Annotated in this window: 18 protein-coding genes; 10 read left to right on the forward strand and 8 right to left on the reverse strand. The window is 49.6% G+C overall.

Features of this window, described 5'->3' with window-relative positions; translation table 11 throughout:
• Positions 1–5 precede the first annotated feature (5 nt).
• A complete protein-coding gene (locus tag ACO0LE_RS09265; protein WP_422960101.1) occupies positions 6–1,112 on the reverse strand; it encodes a cell division protein ZipA C-terminal FtsZ-binding domain-containing protein in 1,107 nt (368 codons plus the stop codon).
• Complete coding sequence (smc, locus tag ACO0LE_RS09270; protein ID WP_422960102.1) at positions 1,109–4,633, reverse strand: chromosome segregation protein SMC; 3,525 nt, start codon at positions 4,631–4,633, stop codon at positions 1,109–1,111. The genes ACO0LE_RS09265 and smc overlap by 4 nt, the downstream gene beginning before the upstream one ends.
• A 415-nt stretch (positions 4,634–5,048) precedes the next feature.
• Here smc and dapC point away from each other — a divergent pair, with 415 nt between their 5' ends.
• The 7 genes from dapC to ACO0LE_RS09305 all read left to right on the forward strand — a co-directional run bounded on the left by dapC (position 5,049) and on the right by ACO0LE_RS09305 (position 13,007).
• Positions 5,049–6,287 carry a succinyldiaminopimelate transaminase gene (gene dapC, locus ACO0LE_RS09275; protein ID WP_422960103.1) on the forward strand — a complete coding sequence of 413 codons (1,239 nt, stop codon included), beginning with the start codon at positions 5,049–5,051 and terminating at the stop codon, positions 6,285–6,287.
• A 92-nt stretch (positions 6,288–6,379) separates the two neighbouring features.
• On the forward strand, positions 6,380–7,210 hold the full coding sequence (gene dapD / locus ACO0LE_RS09280) for a 2,3,4,5-tetrahydropyridine-2,6-dicarboxylate N-succinyltransferase (protein WP_422960104.1): 831 nt from the start codon (positions 6,380–6,382) through the stop codon (positions 7,208–7,210).
• Between the two features lie 97 nt (positions 7,211–7,307).
• Complete coding sequence (locus tag ACO0LE_RS09285) at positions 7,308–8,444, forward strand: PilT/PilU family type 4a pilus ATPase (RefSeq protein WP_422956698.1); 1,137 nt, start codon at positions 7,308–7,310, stop codon at positions 8,442–8,444.
• Positions 8,445–8,452: 8 nt separating this feature from the next.
• Positions 8,453–8,833: an ArsC family reductase gene (locus tag ACO0LE_RS09290; protein WP_422960105.1), complete on the forward strand. Its 381-nt coding sequence runs from the start codon at positions 8,453–8,455 to the stop codon at positions 8,831–8,833.
• A gap of 5 nt (positions 8,834–8,838) precedes the next feature.
• The gene (gene dapE, locus ACO0LE_RS09295) at positions 8,839–9,966 is read left to right on the forward strand and encodes a succinyl-diaminopimelate desuccinylase (RefSeq protein ID WP_422960106.1); all 1,128 of its coding nucleotides are present in this window, start codon (positions 8,839–8,841) and stop codon (positions 9,964–9,966) included.
• Positions 9,963–10,859, forward strand: a complete 897-nt coding sequence (gene prmB / locus ACO0LE_RS09300) for a 50S ribosomal protein L3 N(5)-glutamine methyltransferase (protein ID WP_422960107.1) — start codon at positions 9,963–9,965, stop codon at positions 10,857–10,859. The genes dapE and prmB overlap by 4 nt, the downstream gene beginning before the upstream one ends.
• Positions 10,860–11,015: 156 nt before the next feature.
• On the forward strand, positions 11,016–13,007 hold the full coding sequence (locus ACO0LE_RS09305) for an ATP-binding cassette domain-containing protein (RefSeq protein ID WP_422960108.1): 1,992 nt from the start codon (positions 11,016–11,018) through the stop codon (positions 13,005–13,007).
• A gap of 72 nt (positions 13,008–13,079) precedes the next feature.
• Here the strand turns inward: ACO0LE_RS09305 and ACO0LE_RS09310 are convergent, their stop codons facing one another.
• Entirely contained in the window at positions 13,080–13,652 is a 573-nt protein-coding gene (locus ACO0LE_RS09310; RefSeq protein ID WP_422960109.1) for a hypothetical protein, read from the reverse strand.
• Between the two features lie 878 nt (positions 13,653–14,530).
• Here ACO0LE_RS09310 and ACO0LE_RS09315 point away from each other — a divergent pair.
• The 3 genes from ACO0LE_RS09315 to ACO0LE_RS09325 all read left to right on the forward strand — a co-directional run bounded on the left by ACO0LE_RS09315 (position 14,531) and on the right by ACO0LE_RS09325 (position 16,737).
• The gene (locus ACO0LE_RS09315; RefSeq protein WP_422960110.1) at positions 14,531–15,064 is read left to right on the forward strand and encodes a GNAT family N-acetyltransferase; all 534 of its coding nucleotides are present in this window, start codon (positions 14,531–14,533) and stop codon (positions 15,062–15,064) included.
• A 48-nt stretch (positions 15,065–15,112) separates the two neighbouring features.
• Complete coding sequence (locus tag ACO0LE_RS09320; protein WP_422960111.1) at positions 15,113–15,493, forward strand: tautomerase family protein; 381 nt, start codon at positions 15,113–15,115, stop codon at positions 15,491–15,493.
• Between the two features lie 131 nt (positions 15,494–15,624).
• Positions 15,625–16,737: an NADH:flavin oxidoreductase/NADH oxidase gene (locus ACO0LE_RS09325; RefSeq protein ID WP_422960112.1), complete on the forward strand. Its 1,113-nt coding sequence runs from the start codon at positions 15,625–15,627 to the stop codon at positions 16,735–16,737.
• 88 nt (positions 16,738–16,825) lie between these two features.
• Here ACO0LE_RS09325 and ACO0LE_RS09330 read toward each other — a convergent pair whose 3' ends face one another.
• The 5 genes from ACO0LE_RS09330 to ACO0LE_RS09350 all read right to left on the reverse strand — a co-directional run bounded on the left by ACO0LE_RS09330 (position 16,826) and on the right by ACO0LE_RS09350 (position 20,720).
• On the reverse strand, positions 16,826–17,416 hold the full coding sequence (locus ACO0LE_RS09330) for a hypothetical protein (protein ID WP_422960113.1): 591 nt from the start codon (positions 17,414–17,416) through the stop codon (positions 16,826–16,828).
• Positions 17,417–17,448: 32 nt separating this feature from the next.
• Positions 17,449–18,012: a hypothetical protein gene (locus tag ACO0LE_RS09335; protein ID WP_422960114.1), complete on the reverse strand. Its 564-nt coding sequence runs from the start codon at positions 18,010–18,012 to the stop codon at positions 17,449–17,451.
• A 319-nt stretch (positions 18,013–18,331) separates the two neighbouring features.
• Positions 18,332–18,718, reverse strand: coding sequence for a 2OG-Fe(II) oxygenase (locus ACO0LE_RS09340; RefSeq protein WP_422960115.1), 387 nt, complete (start codon positions 18,716–18,718; stop codon positions 18,332–18,334).
• Positions 18,719–18,817: 99 nt separating this feature from the next.
• The gene (locus ACO0LE_RS09345) at positions 18,818–19,534 is read right to left on the reverse strand and encodes a DNA alkylation repair protein (protein ID WP_422960116.1); all 717 of its coding nucleotides are present in this window, start codon (positions 19,532–19,534) and stop codon (positions 18,818–18,820) included.
• 292 nt (positions 19,535–19,826) lie between these two features.
• Entirely contained in the window at positions 19,827–20,720 is an 894-nt protein-coding gene (locus ACO0LE_RS09350; protein ID WP_422960117.1) for a DNA ligase, read from the reverse strand.
• Between the last annotated feature and the right edge of the window lie 226 nt (positions 20,721–20,946).

The following is a 20,946-nucleotide window of genomic DNA, read 5'->3' on the forward strand; positions in this document are numbered from 1 at the left end:
AATTTTTAACTAAATAGTCTTTGAGCACGTATAGATCCTGCTGCAATATCCGCCTCTGCCATGGCGGCATAAAATTCGTTCACCTGTCCAGCGATTTCATCCAATGCGGTCTTAGAGATCGGTTGATTACCATCATCCACAACGGTGCCGCCAAGCCGTGTCGCCAGCGATTTGGCACAAGCTGCCATCGCACCAAAACCATCGCGCAAAGGTGCGACGCAAGGCACGTCCAGCAATAAGGTCAGGCGCGCAGTCACTGTTTCGCTGACGCTGACATTGGTCGACAAAGTGAACAGATTGCCACCATCACCGTCAGGCATCACCAGGCGACCATCTGGCCGCACATCAAATCCCTGTTTCTCCAATGCCGCCAGCAGCGTACTGACAGCCCAAGGCGCGCCGTTGCTCATGACATTCACACTGAGTTGCGCATCGTGCTCAGACACAAACTGATGCAAGTCACGCGCATTCGACATGACACGATTCATGTCAGGAATATCGGGATGCGCATTTAATCTGTCTGCAATCTCGCGTAATTTTGTGACGAATTCAGAGTATTCCAGTTCATTCAACGGGCCGCCGCGGCTGACCATCTGCACGCCAGCAAACAGCGTTGTGTAAATGCCGCCATGGGCAACTACATCACGTACGCCGTCGTGGCTGAGTCCGATAAAATGAACCGGTTTTTTACCTACGTATTTCAATCCCTGAATTTCTGCCAGCAATTTTTCACCGCGTACCGGTGCATCGAATTCGAGCGGAATAATGCAGTCGATGAGTTCATCGACGGGTAAGTCTTTTTCCGATGCATCGAATGGGCTAGCCTGAGAAGTCGTTCCCAGGATTGACGCTGGCGACTGCCGCCCGAAGTCAGAAATGTCCTCTGAAAAATCCGTATCCAGACTGGGCTCATGACGCGGCGTATCGTAGCCATCTTCTTGAAAGCGCGGCTCCGTTACTGCATTAGGATTCATCAGAACATCATCATGACCACTGCCAAAGGCCTGATCAACACTTCTCTTTGCTTTATATTCTTGCCATTTATTAAAAATCACAACACCGACAACGATGGTTCCACCGATTGCTAATAAGCTGATTTGTAGATCTGTCATGCTGCTTGCGCCTCAGATACGAAATGTGCTGCAGACTCCATGTCCACGGCAACGATACGAGAAACCCCCTGCTCTTGCATAGTGACGCCAATCAATTGCTGCGCCATTTCCATCGCAATTTTATTATGGGAGATGAACAAAAACTGTGTGTTAGCGGACATACGTTTCACCATATTACAGAAACGTTCCGTATTAGAATCATCGAGCGGCGCATCGACCTCATCGAGCAAGCAGAATGGTGCGGGGTTCAACTGGAACATCGAGAACACCAGTGCTGTCGCAGTCAGGGCTTTTTCACCACCTGATAACAAGTGAATCGTCGCATTTTTCTTACCCGGCGGCTGGGCCATGACCTGCACACCGGAATCGAGAATTTCGTCGCCAGTCATAATCAGTTTTGCCTGACCGCCACCGAATAAAATCGGGAACAGTTCGGCAAAATGATGATTCACTTTATTAAAAGTATCTTGGAGCAAATCACGTGTTTCTATGTCGATCTTATGAATCGCATCCTGCAAGGTCGTGATTGCCTCGTTCAGATCGGCATATTGTGCGTCGAGGAAAGTCTTGCGCTCTGTCGCTTGCGCCAGCTCGTCCAAAGCAGCCATATTCACCGCACCCAAGGCGGCGATTGCGTTGGTCAGTCGGGTCACTTCACCTTGCAGGTACGATGGTTTCATATCATCGTGCAATTTCTGCGCAAGAGCCTGCTCATCAACCTCAAAATTACGCAATTGCTCAGCAAATTGCTCTTGATTCAAACGAGCCGCCTGCTCCTTCAATTGCAACTCTACGATGCGATCCCGTTGTGGCTGAAGACTGCGCTCCACTTGCATCTTGCTTTCTTCGACCTGACGTAATTTTTGCGTCAATTGATCTAGTTCGTGACGCGCATCAGCCAGAGCGCGCTCCTGGTCGCTACGCTTTTCCAGTAAGGATTGCAAACCGGCTTGCGCCGTCTGATCATCCATTTCTTCCAACTCAAGACGACCTTGCTGCATATTGGCAAAAAGCTGTGCGGATTGTTCGAGCGCAGTGGCGATACTACGACGCAGCTCTTCCATCTTATTACGATGTGATTTCTCGGCAAAGGCAGCCTCTTGCGCTGCCAGCTCCAAGTCGCGCAAGCGTTGACGCGCATCGCTCAGATGCTGTTCTTTTTCCAGATAATTTGTCTGGCCTTGCTCATGATTTTCTTGCAGTTCCGCAAGCTCAATATCGAGCATTTCAAACTTTTCTTCCGACTCGACCCGCGCTTGTTGCTGTTCGCTTTCCTGCTCGGCAATTTCAGCCAGATCATTCATGATTTGTGTGCTGCGCTGATTAAAACGCTCCTGCACTTCGGCCAGCTTCATGAATTCAATTTGCAAGCTATGCACCGCTTGGGTCAGGCTACTCACCCGCTGACGTAAATCCTGTAAATTCTGCGATGCCTGCGTGTAGGCCGACTCCGCACGCACGGCGCGGGTCTTGGCCTCATCGGCCAGCATGTGCTGAGCGCGGGATTGCTTTGTAATATTGTCGATCTCTTGCTGACGGGCGAGCACGCCATCCTGCTCAGAATCCGCCGCATAAAAGCGCACACAGGTTTTGCTGATGACATGGCCTTGTCTGGTGATAAAGCAGGCACCGGCAGGTAGCTTATCGCGCTGCTGAAATGCGTTAACAACATCGTCGGCGGCATAAACCTGGTGCAACCAATCCTGCATCAGGCTACGCACGCCGGCATCATTGAGTTGCAGTAGGGAGAGCAAGGGCTGTAAGCCGGGAACCAGATCTATTGCGGGGGCAATTACTTGCGGCGTATATAAAGCAAGCTTGGCAGGCGGCGCATCGCTAAAGAAGGCTTTCGCCCAGTCGAGATTTGACATCTCCAGCGCTGACGTACGCTCGCGCAATACCGCTTCTAGTGCGGTTTCCCAGCCTGCCTGAATATGGAGTTTTTGCCAGAGCTTAGGCAATCCGCTCAGTTCATGCTTCTCTAACCAAGGCTGTACTTTGCCCTGACTTTGTACTTTTTCCTGTAACTGCTTGAGTGCCTGCAGACGTGCATCAAGCTGAGTCGATGCCGCAGTATCAAGATTCACTTGCTGCTGAGCGGCGCGGCGCTCCTCTTCCAGCAGAGGCAAACGCTCTTGCGCCTCTTCCAGTTGCATCGACGATTCTTCGAGCACCTGTTTTTTCTCTTCGAGTTGTAGCGAGAGATTTTCCAGATGCGCATTATCCGGCATGGTCAGACCTTGTTTTTCCTGCTGCAGACGTTCTTTACGGGTCGCCAGCGTGTTCAGGATATTCGATGCATTGCGCTGATGTGCGGACTCCAGCTCAATCTGCTGCTGCAACTGCATGATTTTGGCACGCGACTCGGTAGTCTTGAGCTGAGCCTCACGCCAGACCTGCTCTAATGCGGGAATTTTATCGTTATGTTGCTGCGCGATTTCCTGCGCCTGTTCGGAACGTTCGTTGAGCTCTTCAACATGGACTTCCGCCTCGGACAAATCGTCCTGAAATTGCTGCCCCTGACGTTGCCACTGATCTCGCTGCGCAGTCAGCGAATTTAACTGACTTTGCAAGCGGCTGCGAGATTCAATCACGAACTTGATTTGCGCTTCCAGGCTGCCGATTTCTGCATTGGTCTGGTACAAGTGACCTTGCGCCTGATGCATTTTGTCGCCGACCGCATAATGCGCCTGGCGCATCTGCTCCAGCTCCAGCTCAACGTGACGCAGCTTAGCAGTTTGTTCTTCCAGATCAAGCTGGGTTTTTTCTATTTCGGCAAAATGACGTGCCTGCTCGTCCGCGGCTTCATTTTTGCGCAACAACCATAGTAATTTTTGTTTTTCTTCCTGATCGCCTTGCAACTCATTATATTTATTCGCGACAATCGCTTGCGCTTCGAGTTTTTCTAGGTTGGTATTCAGTTCGCGCAAGATATCTTCCACCCGGACCAAATTTTCATGCGTGTCATGAATCCGATTTTCAGTTTCCCGGCGTCGCTCTTTGTAACGTGAGACGCCCGCAGCCTCTTCGAGGAAAATCCGCAACTCTTCAGGCCGCGCTTCGATAATCCGTGAAATCATACCCTGACCAATGATCGCGTATGCACGGGGACCGAGACCGGTTCCCATGAAAATATCCTGAATATCCCGGCGACGGACGGGTTGACCGTTGATGTAGTAGGTAGAGGTACCGTCGCGGGTCAGCGTACGCTTGACAGCGATCTCGGCATATTGGCTCCACTGACCGGCGGCTTTTCCCAGACTATTGTCGAAAACCAGCTCTACCGAGGAGCGTCCGGCGGGTTTGCGATGCGTAGAACCGTTAAAAATAACGTCCTGCATCGATTCGCCGCGCAGCTCTGATGCCTTGGACTCACCCAAAACCCAGCGCACTGCATCAATAATATTGGATTTTCCGCAACCGTTAGGGCCAACTACACCCACCAGCTGCCCTGGAACCTGAAAGTTAGTCGGATCAACAAAAGATTTGAATCCCGACAATTTAATGGAAGTTAAACGCACGTTATAAAATTTTGTTATCTTTTATGTTCAAATTCCGCTCCAGGAAACGACAAAATCGTGTCAAATTTGTCTGTATTTCTGTAAGCACCCGATCCTATCTGATCATCATAACATTTTGACGCCGCCGAAATCCGTTTTTGATACAGCATTCCACGACTGTTACTGTGCCGCAAGCCTGGTCTGAGCGCTATAATACGTTGCTTATGCGTCGACTATGTGCGGCTCATGTGTCGCTTATAGATCTCCTTATACGTCGTCGGTTAGTGCCGGTCAGCGTCGATAATATAGACGGCTTCATGCGCAGCTTAATCCGCTATCGGGTGTTTCACCTGGCTGCACCTAGTCGTATTTGCTTTACATGATGTTATGAGCCGCATTCTTCAACTTCAGTTCCACAACTAAATGTGAATTTCCAGTGAATCCTTTCCTGCAAAAACTTCAGCCCTACCCGTTTGAAAAACTAAAACGATTGTTTGCGGACGTCAAACCGAATCCTTCATACAAAGCGATCAGTCTCGGGATTGGGGAACCGAAGCATCCGACGCCGGCATTTATTCGCCAGGCAGTCACGGATCATCTGGATGGCTTGAGCGCCTATCCGTCCACCGCAGGCTCGGACGCATTGCGTCTTTCGATCGCACAATGGCTGGCACGTCGCTATGACATACCGGCGCTGGATGCTGCAAGCCAAATTTTGCCTGTCAACGGCTCCCGCGAGGCGCTCTTCGCGCTGGCGCAAACGGTCATTGACCCAAGTAATAATGAGCATGGCAAACCGATTATTCTGTGTCCGAATCCGTTTTATCAGATTTATGAAGGCGCCGCCTATCTCGCTGGCGCAGAGCCTTATTTTGCAAATGCCGATCCGGCACGTAATTTCGCCCCCGATTACAATAGCATTCCCGATGAGATCTGGAAGCGCGTCCAGCTACTCTATATCTGCTCGCCCGGCAATCCGACCGGTGCCGTGCTGACCATGCACGACTGGAAAGAATTGTTCGATCTCTCGGACAAATACGGCTTTGTGATCGCCGCGGATGAATGTTATTCCGAAATTTATTTCAAACCGGAGGCGCCATTAGGCAGCCTGCAAGCCGCACGCGCCTTTGGCCGCACTGATTATCGCCGCCTGATCACGTTATCGAGTTTGTCAAAACGCTCGAATGTGCCCGGCATGCGTTCCGGCTTCGTTGCAGGTGATGCAGAGATTATTAAAAACTTCCTGCTATACCGCACCTATCACGGCAGTGCCATGAGCCCCAGCATCCAGTCTGCATCGATCCTGGCCTGGAATGATGAAGCCCATGCGCAGGAAAACCGTGAGCAGTACTGTCAAAAATTTGCGCAAGTCACACCACTTTTACAAGAAGTTCTGGATGTAAATTTGCCTGATGCTGCCTTTTATCTATGGGCTAAGGTCGATAAATTAATTGCGATTTCCGACACCGACTTCGCCAAGCGTCTTTACCAAGAATATAATGTGACCGTTTTGCCAGGAAGCTATCTGGCACGTGATGCCCACGGCATCAATCCCGGTCAAAATCGCATCCGTATGGCACTGGTTGCCGAAGTCGAAGAATGCATGGAGGCAGCACAACGCATCGTCGCCTTCACCAAGAAACTTGCCGCTGAATCGTCCCAAACGCCGTCGTGACCGCCATGAGCAGGCTTTAAAATGATACCAAAGCGAGCAATACCTCATTCACTTACTTACTTAACTATTTTCTTCAAACTGACTGAACTAACATGACTCAACAATTACAGCAAATCATTGATCAAGCCTGGGAAGATCGCGCCAGTTTCTCACCAAAATCAGCGCCCGCAGAATTACGCGAGGCAGTTGCCCATGTATTGGCAGAACTCGATTCCGGCGCCCTGCGCGTGGCAGAAAAAATCAGCACCGGCAACTGGCAAGTCAATCAATGGATCAAAAAAGCCGTCCTGCTGTCCTTCCGCCTGGAAGACAATATCGTGATGCCATCTGGCGATCACATGCAGTTTTACGACAAAGTACCGACTAAATTTGCCAACTACACACAAGATGATTTCGTCAATGGCGGCTTCCGCGTGGTACCGCCTGCCGTGGCGCGTCGCGGCAGTTTTATCGCTAAAAACGTAGTCCTGATGCCGTCTTATGTCAATATCGGCGCCTACGTCGATGAAGGCGCCATGGTCGACACATGGGCAACCGTAGGTTCGTGCGCGCAAATCGGCAAGAACGTTCATCTGTCCGGCGGCGTCGGCATTGGCGGCGTTCTGGAACCGATGCAAGCCAATCCAACCATCATTGAAGACAACTGCTTCATCGGCGCGCGTTCTGAAGTTGTTGAAGGCGTCATCGTGGAAGAAAACTCCGTGATTTCCATGGGTGTCTACATCGGCCAGTCAACCAAAATCTACGATCGCGCTACAGGCGAAGTCACCTATGGTCGCATTCCTGCCGGTTCTGTTGTAGTCTCTGGAAATCTGCCGTCCGCAGATGGCAAATATAGCCTCTACTGCGCAGTGATTGTAAAGCGTGTCGATGCACAGACCCGCTCCAAAACGAGCATCAATGAATTGCTGCGCGGCGCGTAAATTTCCGTTTCACTCAGGGGAGCTGGACTCCTCTGACGGAAGATGTATTGTGAATGATCATTTTCGTTTTTGAATCGTTTTTGAATAGGGACACACCATGGCAATGGATCGCTTATTCCAGTTGATGAAAGAAAAACAGGCGTCTGATATGTTTTTCGCCATGAACTCGCCCATCCATCTAAAAATTAACGGCAACCTGCTGCCGATTAATCAGCAGAAAATGGATCAGGCGAATATCTTGTCACTGCTGAGTGAAGTGGTGGCCCCGGAGCACATGCAGCAACTCGAACGCGAAAATGAACTGAACATCGGTATCGGCGCACCAGGGATTGGCCGCTTCCGCTTGTCGGCGTTCCGTCAGCGCGGATCGGTATCGGCCGTATTGCGTTTTGTTCCCGGACATATTCCTGCGCTGAACACACTGCACTTGCCGCCGGTGTTATCCGATCTGATTATGGAAAAACGCGGCTTGATCCTCGTCGTCGGTGCAACAGGATCAGGTAAATCAACCACCATCGCATCCATGCTCGATCATCGCAATGAGCTGCGTACCGGGCATATTCTGACGCTGGAAGATCCGATCGAATATCTGTTCCGCAGTAAAAAATCGATTGTGAATCAGCGCGAAATCGGCACCGACTCCGATAGTCTGAAAACCGCACTGAAAAACTCTCTGCGTCAAGCACCAGACTGCATCTTGATCGGTGAGATCCGTGATCTGGAAACCATGCTGGCAGCGATTGCCTATGCGCAGTCCGGCCATCTGGTTCTTGCGACACTGCATGCGAATAATAGTTATCAGGCATTGAACCGGATTATCAGCTTTTTCCCGATGGAAAACCGCAATGCGCTGTTACTAGATTTGTCCTCATCGATCCGTGCCATTATTTCGCAACGCCTGATTCGCTCCATCGATGGCGGCCGCTGCCCGGCAGTCGAGATCATGCTCAATACCCGCTATGTCGCAGAGTTGATTGAGCAAGGCGACATCTTTCAGATTAAAGAAGCGATTGAAAAAAGTCTGTCACCAGGCTCGCAAACCTTCGAGCGTGCATTAATGCATTTGATCCGGGAAGGCCTGATCAGTCAGGAAGAAGGTCTGGCCAATGCAGACTCTGCCAATAACCTGTTGTGGCTGCTGAACAATGAAATGGATCAGACACAGTCCGCACCAGAACCCGAACCGGAAAAGAAAGAAGAAGCGTCTTTCACCGAGTTCACACTGAATATGTAAAGAGAAGAATGCACTCACTCGTTTTATATGGCATCCCGAATTGCGATACCGTCAAAAAAGCCCGCACCTGGTTGCAGGAGCAAGGTATCGCGTTCACCTTCCATGACTTTAAAAAAAATGGACTGGATCGCGCAACCATTCAAGACTGGTTACAACACAAAGATCTCGACATTCTGATCAATCGCAAAGGTACGACATGGCGCGCATTGACTGATGAACAAAAAGCCTCCGTCAGCGACGTCGATGCCGCCATCGCATTGATAATCGCATCACCATCCGTGATCAAACGTCCGGTTTTACAGATGCAAACAAGCTCTGCCGCATCAGCAACAACGTCGCATATCGAAGTCGGATTTTCGGCTCAACAATACCAACCTCTTTTCAAGTAATCGCCATGAGCAAAACACTCGCGCTGACAGAAAAACTGATCGCGCTCTCTTCCGTCACACCGGAAGATAAAGGCTGCCAGGACGAATTAATTTCCCTGCTGAGCCCACTCGGTTTTACCTGCGAAACCATCCAATCTGGCGACGTCACGAATCTGTGGGCACGTCGTGGTACAGCACAGCCTTTACTCGTATTTGCCGGCCATACCGACGTCGTCCCGACGGGTCCGGTCGATCAATGGCAATCGCTGCCGTTCACACCAACACATCGCGACGGCAAGCTATATGGCCGTGGCGCCGCCGATATGAAAACCTCGATTGCGGCCTTCGTCGTCGCCTGTGAAGAATTTATCGCGGCAAATCCCGACCACAAAGGCTCCATCGGCTTTTTGATCACTAGTGATGAAGAAGGTCCGGCAACTGACGGTACCGTCGTCGTCTGCAATCAGCTCAAAGCACGCGGTGAACAACTCGATTACTGCATTGTTGGCGAGCCGACGTCGGTTGATCAACTGGGCGACACCATCAAAAATGGTCGCCGTGGCACGATGTCAGGCAAGCTGACCGTCAAAGGCATACAGGGTCACATCGCCTATCCGCAGCTCGCCAAAAATCCTATTCACCTGGCAGCACCGGCATTGGCTGAAATGGTCGCCGAAGTCTGGGATGAAGGTAACGAATATTACCTGCCGACCTCATGGCAAATATCGAACATCCATGCGGGCACTGGCGCATCGAACGTCATTCCCGGTTCGATTGTGATCGATTTCAATTTCCGGTTTTCTACCGCCAGCACAGCCGAAGGATTGCAGCAACGTGTGCATGCGATTCTGGATAAAAACAGCATGGATTACGACCTCAAATGGACCATCGGCGGCCATCCTTTCCTCACACCAAAAGGCGAGTTAAGCGATGCCTTAGGTGCAGCGATTCACGCAGAAACCGGCGTCACCACAGAATTATCGACCACCGGTGGAACGTCGGATGGCCGCTTCATCGCCAAAATCTGCCCGCAAGTCGTTGAGTTTGGCCCCCCGAATGCCAGCATCCACAAGATTGATGAGCACATCGAAGTGCGTTACATCGACCCGCTCAAAAACATTTATCGCCGTACTTTAGAAAATCTACTGACATGAGCAACCTGCCCGCCTCCATCTTCCTAACCATCCGCGATTTATTGCGTCATGCCGTCACACGCTTTAACACCGAAAAATTATTTTTCGGCCACGGCAGCGCCAACGCGCTCGATGAAGCCGCCTATCTACTGCTACATACACTGAAACTGCCACTGGACAAGATTGATCCTTTTCTGGATGCCCGTCTGTTACCGCATGAAATCGAAGCCGCTTTAGCTGTCATCGAACGCCGGGCGATCGGCCGGGTACCAGCGTCCTACATCACTAATGAAGCTTGGCTAGGCACCTACAATTTCTACGTCGATGAGCGAGTCATTGTGCCGCGTTCGTTCATTGCAGAATTGATCCCCGAACATTTTTCACCTTGGGTTCAGGACCCGGATGCAATTACCAGCATTCTTGAATTGTGCACCGGCTCCGGCTGCCTGCCCATCATGCTGGCAGATGCCTTCCCCGACGCACAGGTTGATGCGGTCGATATCTCCAGGGATGCATTGGCGGTTGCACAGCGCAACGTCGACACCTATGAGTTGCAAAACCGAATTACCCTGATCGAATCCGATCTCTATGCCAATGTACCGGACAAAAAATACGACCTGATTATCACGAATCCGCCTTATGTCAATTCCGGCTCGATGAGCAAGCTCCCGCAAGAATATTTGCATGAGCCGCAAATCGCACTGGCAGGCGGCGAAGACGGCATGGATCTGGTGCGCAAAATCGTTGCAGGTGCAGCGCAGCGACTGAACAAGAACGGGATTCTGATGGTAGAAATCGGCAACGAACGGGCGTTTGCAGAACAGGCATTTGGCGATCTGGGTCTGACCTGGCTCACCACTAGTGCTGGTGATGACATGGTATTTTTGCTCCATGCAGACCAATTGACCGGATAAAACGTCGTCCCGTAGCTGAATCCGCCACACGGCGCACAGCCACAAAAAAACAGATACTAGGTACCAGTATCAACTAGCAGCAACCAAAGCCGCACAACTGATGTGCGGCTTATGCATTTTTAAACAGATACTCCCCATTTTTTAAGTTAGTACACAATGATACGTCTTCAACAAGTCATCCTGGCGCGCGGCACCAAGCCTTTATTCGATAGCGTCGATGTCACGCTCAATCCCGGCGACAAGATAGGCTTGATCGGCTCCAACGGCGCGGGCAAATCCAGCCTGTTCGCCATGTTGCGCGGCGAGCTGCATCCTGATCAGGGCAGCATCGAATTCCCCGCCAAATGGCAACTCGCCCACGTCGCCCAAGAAACACCGCCACTGGAACGCAGTGCGATTGATTACGCGATTGACGGCGATACCGCGTTACGCAAACTCGAAGCCCAGTTAGCCGAACTCGAAGCCCAGCCCGACACACCGGAGAATGGTCTCGCCATCGGTGAGATGTATGGCGCACTGGCCGATGCCGACGCCTACACTGTGCGCTCACGCGGTGAACAATTATTGATCGGCCTCGGCTTCACGCTGGCTCAAATGGAGCAATCCGTCGCCAGCTTCTCCGGTGGCTGGCGGATGCGCCTGAATCTGGCGCAAGCACTGATGTGCAAATCCGACTTACTACTGCTCGATGAACCGACCAACCATCTGGATCTGGACGCGATTATCTGGCTGGAAGACTGGCTCAAACGGTATACCGGCACTTTGTTGATCATTTCCCATGACCGCGATTTCCTCGATGGAGTAGTCAACGTCGTCGTACATATTGACGAGCGCAAACTCAAGCGTTATTCGGGCAACTACTCCGCTTTCGAGCGCCAGCGTGCTGCACAGCTGATTCTGGCCCAAGGTACCATCCTCAAACAAAACCGCAAACGCGCCCACCTGCAATCCTTCATTGACCGCTTTGCCGCCAAAGCCTCCAAAGCCAAGCAAGCACAAAGCCGTATCAAAGCACTGGAGAAAATGGAAGAGCTCGCACCACTGCGCGAAGCGGCTGAATTCTCATTTGAATTCCGCGAACCGCTCAGCGCACCGAACCCGATGCTGGTCATGGAAGACGTCAATTGCGGCTACCGCGTTGAGTCCAAAACCGATCACAGCTTTACCGAGAGAACGATCGTCTCCGACGTCAAATTCTCCCTACAAATCGGCCAGCGTATCGGCCTGCTCGGTGTCAATGGTGCAGGTAAATCCACCCTGATCAAAACCATCGTCGGCGACATCGCCCCGCTGTCCGGCACTATGCAGACAGGTAAGGGCCTGTCCATCGGCTACTTTGCCCAGCATCAGGTCGAAATGCTGCGCCATGACGAATCACCACTCTGGCATCTGGCCCATATAGCACCGAATGTCCGCGAACAAGAATTGCGTAACTTCCTGGGCGGTTTCAACTTCCCCGGTAGCATGGTCACTAGCCCGATCGCCCCGTTCTCCGGTGGCGAAAAAGCCCGTCTCGCCTTGGCCATGATCGTCTGGCAGCGCCCCAACCTACTGCTACTGGATGAACCAACCAACCATCTGGATCTGGAAACCCGCGAAGCACTGACCGAAGCACTCGCCCAGTTCGAAGGCACACTGGTCGTCGTCTCCCATGATCGCCATCTGCTGCGCGCCACCACGGATCAATTCATCATCGTTGCCGACGGAGAGTTATTGCCATTCGACGGTGATCTGGACGACTACAAAGACTGGCTGTTCAAAAACAAACTCGCCAAAGAATCCGCCCCGTCAGTACCAGCAAAAACCAAAGAAAAACAAGACGCTTTGCCACAAGCAAAACCAGTCCCCGTGGCCGAACAAATCGACGACAAAGAAAAGAAGCGCCGTGACGCCGAGCAACGACAAAAACTCGCCGCACAACGCAAACCCATCGAATCCAAGATCAAACGGCTAGAAGAACAAATGGCCAAACTCAACGCCAAGAAACAAGACATCGCAGCCCAGCTCGAAGGCAGCGACATCTACAGCGATGCCAACAAAGAGAAGCTAAAAGGTCTCTTACTGGATCAGGCGTATCTGGTGAAAGAGCTGGAGCAAACAGAAGCAGACTGGCTGGAGCAGCAGGAGTTTTTGGAGGCAGTGTCGTAAGAAATCCAGCGTCGTTGCATTAGGATGGTGCGAATGGCTTTGCGCAATCGCACCCATTATGGCCGCCCTCCCCTATAAGTTTGGACGAATTTTTTCTTTGGCATCCCACAAAACGTCGAATGCATCTCCGTAACCAAAAAAACAAACATTTTTTGAGTTATCGTCAAAAGCATAGCGCCACGTTTCAAATGCACGCGATGAACACAATAAAAGATTTGTTAGATTTAACTTTAGTTCATGGCCAAGAATTTCCTTTGCATGTCTTTTAATTTCTTTAAAGTCCTTATTTGCATCACATAATTTTTTAAAGGAATCATTTGCTTCTCGCTTAACAGGAGTGCTGATATTTTCATATAACTTAACTAAATTATGACCTGTCTCCCAAACTTTTGTTTCATAGTAAATAATTGCCTTTAAAAGTATTTCCAAACTAAAAGTAGCATTGACAATGTAAGGTGTATAAAAATCAGAATCTGGCTCTCCAATAGAAGAAGTGGCTACTAGAATATTTGGGGTTTTCCCAATGATAATAGGAAAATATTTCATCTGGTCTATTTGAGAGTTTGACGCTTTTTCAGCAAGGACAACTGTAGCTTTATGAAAGCGTCGAATTTGGGCTTCTAAATGAGCAACATTTACGTTCATATATAAATTCCCAAGAATTACATTATGGCCTTTAAGCAAATGTAAACAACATTTCCTCATCGCAATACGATATCTAACAATCCTTACCTAGCACTTTCATTAAACCCTCACAAAACCAATCCGCAGGATAAATCCTCATACCAACAGCTCGGTAAAGAGTTGAACATGGTCAATTAGCAACAAGCTGAACAAAGTCATATCTCAAAAGGTTGGCGCGTACATATTCCACATACCGACCACCGATAATCCATTTAATCACGAATTGGGCGCGCCCAAAAATGTCGTTTCCATCTACCCCGCCTGCCTCCCTGCATGCATCAAAGATGCGAGTGATACGGCTCTAGGAAAATCTCGCGAAAAACACGTTTTATCAGACGACATCCTGAACTGAAATCGCTGTCGCTTGGAGGTAAGCAAAAAACAAAAGTATATGTTCAGGTAAAACTACCCACTAACAATATTAAGTGATGCACAATGTCTGACAAGCTTCAACACGTCTCACAGCAATGCAAACTTGCGCACCAGAAAATCATTGCCATGTCTTAGGAGAGGGATAATGGTAGAGAATGATGTTCCTCTAGATACGAATACACATTAATAATTCGACATAAATTAGGCGATCATTTCAGCGATAAACCGTTTACTTGAAACTGCGTAATAGCACTAATGCTAACTGCAAACGGCATCAACCACAAACACTACGCAATATGAACATATACTCCTACTCAGTACATTTAATAAACCAGACGATCATTGGGCGATAGAGCCTATTTTGATAAAAACAGGTGGAGTATATTAAAATCAGTGCTACTTCAATCATTCATGTAATTTAGGCTTTGGATAACTATAGCGCTACCGGCAACCTTACGACCGTCACCATGCCCGTCATCATCACACCTGCAAGCAGCACACACACCGATGCCGTGCTCGATTTTGAGATGCAGAATCGCGCCTATTTCGAGCAATGGGTACATAGTCGTACCGACGCTTACTATCAGCCAGCGCGTGTGCGTGCCTCATTGCATGCGGCCGAGACTGAGCGTGAGCAGGATAAGTCGTTTCAATATCTGATCTGGACGACGGCATCAGATACGATTCAAGCAGAATTAATCGGCAGGATTAATCTGACGAATATCGTCCGTCCGCATTACAACAAGGCGACGCTCGGCTATCGCATGGCGCAGCATGCAACTGGCAAGGGGCAAGCCAGCGCGGCGGTACGACTGATCGTGCAAGAAGCCTTCGGCCCGCTCAAACTTTGGCGTCTCGAAGCTGTGGTGCGACCATCCAATATCGGGTCAACGAAGGTGCTGGAAAAAAATGGCTTTAGCGTCTTTGGCAAGTCGCGGCGCAGCGTTGAGTTACACGGCGAATGGCATGATCTTTTGCACTTCGAGCGACGGACCGAATAATCGATTAAGCTAGCTGTTCCTATTTTGCAGTTAGCCTAAGGAACGCGTATGCCACTCATTACACTTACTGTTCGCAAACCCAAATCCAGTGAATTCAAATCTGCCGTACTGGATGCCATTCATTCTGCATTAGTCACGTCCGGCGTACCCGACACGGACAAATTCCAGCGGGTATTGGAATTGGATGCTGACGACTTTCGGTACGATAGTCATTACCCGGATCTTAGCTCCGCACGCACAGACGATTTTGTGTTGGTCGAAATTCTCTGGTCGGCTGGTCGCAGCGTCAAAGTCAAGAAAAAACTCTTAGAAGATCTGATGCAAAAACTGACTCTGGCGGGGTTGCAACCCGAGAATGTGATGGTCTGCTTTAAAGAAACGACCTGGGAAAACTGGTCATTCGGCGGAGGCCGCCTGATTCATACTTAGCACCAACTTCAGTAATGAATCTGATCGCCTAGATCTTGTGACACTGATCACTAGCAATTGAGTATCGGTCATCGATCGTTGTATATCGATCACCACATCCTGTTGTATTCGTAAATACAGAAAGAATATCTATGAGCGCCCTTTTTACGCCAGTCTCTATCGGCACACTTGAGTTAAAAAATCGCATCATCATCGCACCGATGTGTCAGTACTCTGCAGATGACGGACAGGCGACTGACTGGCATATGTTCCATCTCGGCAGTCTCGCTTTGTCCGGTGCCGGCATGTTAATTATCGAGGCAACTGCCGTGGAGCCGGAAGGCCGTATCACACCAGCTGATTTAGGTTTATGGTCGGATGCGGCTGAAGCTGCATTAGCGCGTGTGCTGAAGGCATTGCGGACTTATTCGGCAATGCCGATTGCAATTCAGCTCGCGCATGCAGGACGCAAAGCATCGAGCCAGACGCCATGGGATGGCGGGCAATTGATCCCGGTTGCCCAAGGCGGCTGGCAGACCTCATCGGCATCGGCAGTACCCCATAGCGAACACGAAACTCCGCCACTGGCGCTGGATCAGGCAGGATTAACAAGGGTAAAAAATGCCTTCGTTGCAGCCGCAATACGCAGCCACAAACTAGGTCTTGATGCGATAGAAGTACATGCAGCCCATGGCTATCTGCTGCATCAATTTTTATCGCCCATATCGAATCAACGTAGTGACCGATACGGCGGCAGCTTGGAAAACCGCTTGCGTTTTCCGCTGGAGGTATTCGAGGCCATGCGAGCCGCGATACCCGCAGACACCCCTGTCGGCATACGAATTTCAGCAAGCGACTGGGTTGATGGCGGATGGAACGTAGAACAGAGCACCGTCTTTGTGAAAGCCTTAGAAGAACGTGGCTGCGCTTTCGTCCATGTCTCTAGCGGAGGTATTTCGCCACATCAAAAAATTCCGGTCGAACCGGGCTATCAGGTCGGTTTCGCCGCACAGATCCGCCAGCACACAAAGATGCCTGTCATCGCCGTTGGCCTAATCACAGAAGCAGAGCACGCCGAGTCGATTATCGCCGGCGGACAAGCCGACATGGTTGCCCTCGCCCGCGGCATACTCTACGATCCACACTGGCCTTGGCATGCTGCAGCAAAATTAGGCGGCACGGTAGACGCCCCGCGCCAATACTGGCGCTCACAGCCACGTGAATTAAAAGCCTTGTTTGGTGCGACGTCGATTGGTCAGCGTTAAAATTAGTTTCTAATACAATCGACCAACATAAAAAATGAGTGCGTTAAACGCACCCATTTTTAAAATATCAGAAACAACGTTACAAAAATTATTTTTGTAACTCAGGTGCTTCTAACAGGATTTTTTGCATTTTCACCAGGACATCCTCGGTCGCTCTTTTACCACTTAACGAATGATCTCTCTTAAATTCGTCAAATTCAGCTGACCCGTCACCTGATGCTTTTTTCACTAAAATCGTTTTCCCGGCAGCATCGCTGATACTACAGGTAAGTTCTGCATTGAACTTAGTCGGAGGCCATGTAAATGGACTTGGGGAAGATGAATTTGTCACTAAGCTAGGAGTGATGATGTAACTGATGCTATTTTTACTAATAGCATCGGCGTCATTTAAACTCTTTAGCTTTGTAACGCTGCCAAATGTATTGGATAACATTCTGTAAAATCCATTTTCAATATCACGATATGGCATATAGCTGACTTTATCTCCACCACCCCCAGGCGTAATCACTTCTTTACGTAAAATATCGTCTGCTATGTAATAGGCGACATTTTTATTGATTTTCTGAGCGGTAGCACTAGGTGCAATTTTATCTACCGCTGGAGAAATGACAATCGGGTGAGCGCAGGCACTTAGTAGTAGTGCAGTAAAGACGGCTGAACATAAACTTAAAACACGCATGTGAATTTCTTTCTAAAAATTAAATAAATACCCTATTTGAGCGAGTCAATAAACGCTTTATCGGCATACAAAGAAGCCAATAATTTTTGAACCGTTGGAGAATATTCCTGCACTGCACGAGGTATAGCTACAGCACCGGCAAAAGAAGAAGGGAATTCGCTGTTAATTGATTTCACCTGGTCGTATGTAGTTTTCCCGTCCTTCTTCACGATGAAACGCGCCTCTACAATGACAGTGCCGACACTAAATCCCGACGCATCAATGTCATTTTTCAGTAAAGTTCCTGTGATCTCCAGATTTGCATTTGGCGTAAATTTTCCCGCCAAGGTTAACTCTTGCTTGATAGCTTCTGACAGATAAATTGCATAGGAGGCTTGATAAGGTGAAGCGAGACTGGATCCACGAATGCTAATAGGATTCGCATTTTTAGGATCATTTTTTGACGCAAATTCACCTATCTTTGCGGAATAATTTCCAGCATCTTTTAAAGCCTGAATATTATTTTGTGAAGGGTCATACTTAGGCGCCATCATTGAGCAACCTGTACTTGCGACAACAATGGCGAGTCCTGCAAATGCGGTAATAATTCGAGACATTTTCTTCCCTTGATTTATGATTTTTATCGTTTAATTTCTTTAATAAATAACCAAAACATGTGAATGGATTGGTTATCGCTTGAATTGACAGGCCACAAAAATACACTTTATTGATCATTATTATTGAAACCAATACTGCTAAAAAAATGTTAACAACATTTTTCAATAAAGCAACATATTATGCATGTAGCAATAAGAGTTTGACAAGATAAAGAGCTCAAAAAAAACGGTATTCGCATCCTCCTTAAGCCAAGGAAGTTGGATTTACTATTACATTGCATGATTAACGCCAGGCTAGGACTAAGTAGCAAACTCGCGACTACCCGGATTTTGTTACTCGACCCAGCACCCAACCAATCGACAGCACATAGCGACTTCCGCCAGCAACGCGGGTGACGCTGTGTTCGCAGGTGTCGGGGCGAAATAGCTTGATTCTTTTTGAGCTGTAAATTGGTGTCGCACAGATAAAGTCGCCACCGGAACGCGGTGATTTCAGGATGAGATTGAGCCGGTAATGACGTCCATTTTGTACAGGATCGGTATGCGGCGGGATTTCGGTACCGTCGGGATAGCGGATGATGTAGCTGTCGAACGGAAGCGGCCAGGGTGCCGTGAGCAAAAGCATTTTGTCATACCCTGTGCCCTGCCTGCCTCGTTGCCAGCGAAAAGCTTTGGATAGATACATGCCCAGGGATGTGAGTGCCATAGCGGTGTGGTGGTTTGGTATTAGTGATGAATGTAGACGGCGAAGATGAACGATGTATTTTCGTGATGTCTATGCCCGATTCCGATGTGCAGGTCGTGGTCAGAGTTTATGTAAATTCTTACTGGTCTCGCGCACGCTCAATCCCGATAATTGTTCTTGGTGTGCCTGTAAAAACTGACGGATAAAATCAGGATCGTGCCAGGCATAATCGCGTAAAGCCCAGCCAATCGCTTTGCGAATAAAAAATTCTTTTTCTTCTGCGCAGAGTAATGCATAGCGGCTGAGCCGATCGACATCAGTCGCCTCACGCCAGCCAAGTTGATGCAACAAAGCGATGCGTCTCACCCAAAAATCAGGATGCTGAATTGCCGTATCCATCAAGGCTTGCACTCGCCTGTCTGGCGTGAGATGCGCTCTCAGCACATCACCAGTTATACCAGCCAAGCCATCAACGGTATCCCACCATGATTTGGATTGCGCCAGCGTGAGTAGCTGCGCAATCGTATTTGCCAGGGTTGCCGCTGTCAGAACAGGAATATATTTCGCCAGCAGATCAATCGCGACATACTGGTACTCACGTTCGGGTAAAGACCAGAGCTGATCTGCCATTTCAAAAAGTTGAGCGACAGTTGACGGCGTGAGCGCACGGATCAACGGCATGACAGCTTGACGACGCACCGGAGCAGCAATGCCAAGATAATCGAAGCGATCTTTCATGTAAGCGCGCATACCTAGAGCGCGCTGCGGATCGGCGAATGGGATCAAGGCTTGCTGAAAGTCAGGAATGATGGAGCTTTGGGTGATTCTGTCTGCCATGCAATACAATTCCTAAAACTCAATCCGCAATATCGGTGAGGCTTAGCGAGCAAAAACCGTCTGAAAGGCGCATCAACATTGCGCAATCTGTTTCGGAAGTTTCTAAAAACCTCCAAATTAAAAAATCCCATTGACAGGACTTACGCCAAAACCAAGACCTCTCAACACAGAGGCACGGAGTACGGAGCACATAGCGGAGAAAAGCAGGAGTAAGCGGTACGGAGTGTTTTCAGAAATCCCCTTTGCTGATACGCAACAGTCAATGTCATCCCTCGCCTGCTACGCTCGCTCACTACTCACTGGGTCTGCTGCGCAAAAAACTCGCAAACTTAGGCAACCCCGTCGAAGTCAGATCACGATAGCGATAAGTGACTGTGCTGCCGATCGCCGGCGGATCGCGGCGCTGTGCGTCACTCAATCCGGTTCCCAGGCGGAAGCGCTGCCCATCGGGAGTTTGCACGACCAGTGCACCTAACAAACCCTGATATTTACCATGCCCTGCTTCATGAGCGACGACAACGGCTTCGGCATCGAGCTGCGGTTTTAGCTTCAGCAATAACTCGGATCGCCCTGTCTGCCAGGTCGCATCCGCCTTGTGCAGCATCAAGCCTTCACCACCGCCATGAACAACTTGCGCAAGTTGTTGCTTGAGGCTTGCTTTGTCTGCGATACGTGTCTGCGCTAATACCTGCAACCAAGCGACATTCGCTTTCGCCACGCTTGCCTCTATGCTAGCAATCCGTTGCGAAAAGTCGCCCTCGTCGTTTGGCAGTTCATACAGTTGATAGCTAATTGACTTCCACTCGGTATCATCGGGCTCCTGGCGGCGTACCGCAGCGGACACCTGATCAAAGCGGCGGCGTCCCATCCACAGTTCGCCATCCAGAGCATGCTTTGGTAATGCCGCAGTAAACCAGGCTGGCGCGTGGATTAATTTGCCGCTGCGAAAACGCAAGTGCTGTCCATCCCAATATGCCCGCACGCCATCAAGCTTTTCACTCACCAGATAGCGTGCAACATCAAATTTATCTGTGTAATTTTGCGCTAGTAATAAAGGCGGCGCAGTAATTTCACTTTGAGCACTCGCAGACTGTGCTGCGTAGACAGAAACGGCAGGATGCAAGACGCCGCTGAGCAATAGTAGCGCAACTATTTTTCGCAATGGTGGGAGCTGAGGTGTTTTCATCAAAAATCCAATCGCATGAAGATTTTTAGTAAATTCGCTACAAAGGATACAAAGGGACGGACACAACCTGAATCAAGCAATACATAACGGCGACATAGAATGGTAATGCCGTTCAGTTCAGCCATAAAAACCTGAAGTCTTCATCTCTGGACAGCCAGAGACGCCAATAGATTCCGGCCTTCGCCGGAACGAGAAAACTAAGGCTAGGCTAGGCTTAACTGGACTG

Origin of the sequence: Undibacterium sp. Xuan67W (assembly GCF_049340165.1) — a bacterium.
In the GTDB taxonomy this organism is placed as follows: domain Bacteria; phylum Pseudomonadota; class Gammaproteobacteria; order Burkholderiales; family Burkholderiaceae_D; genus Undibacterium.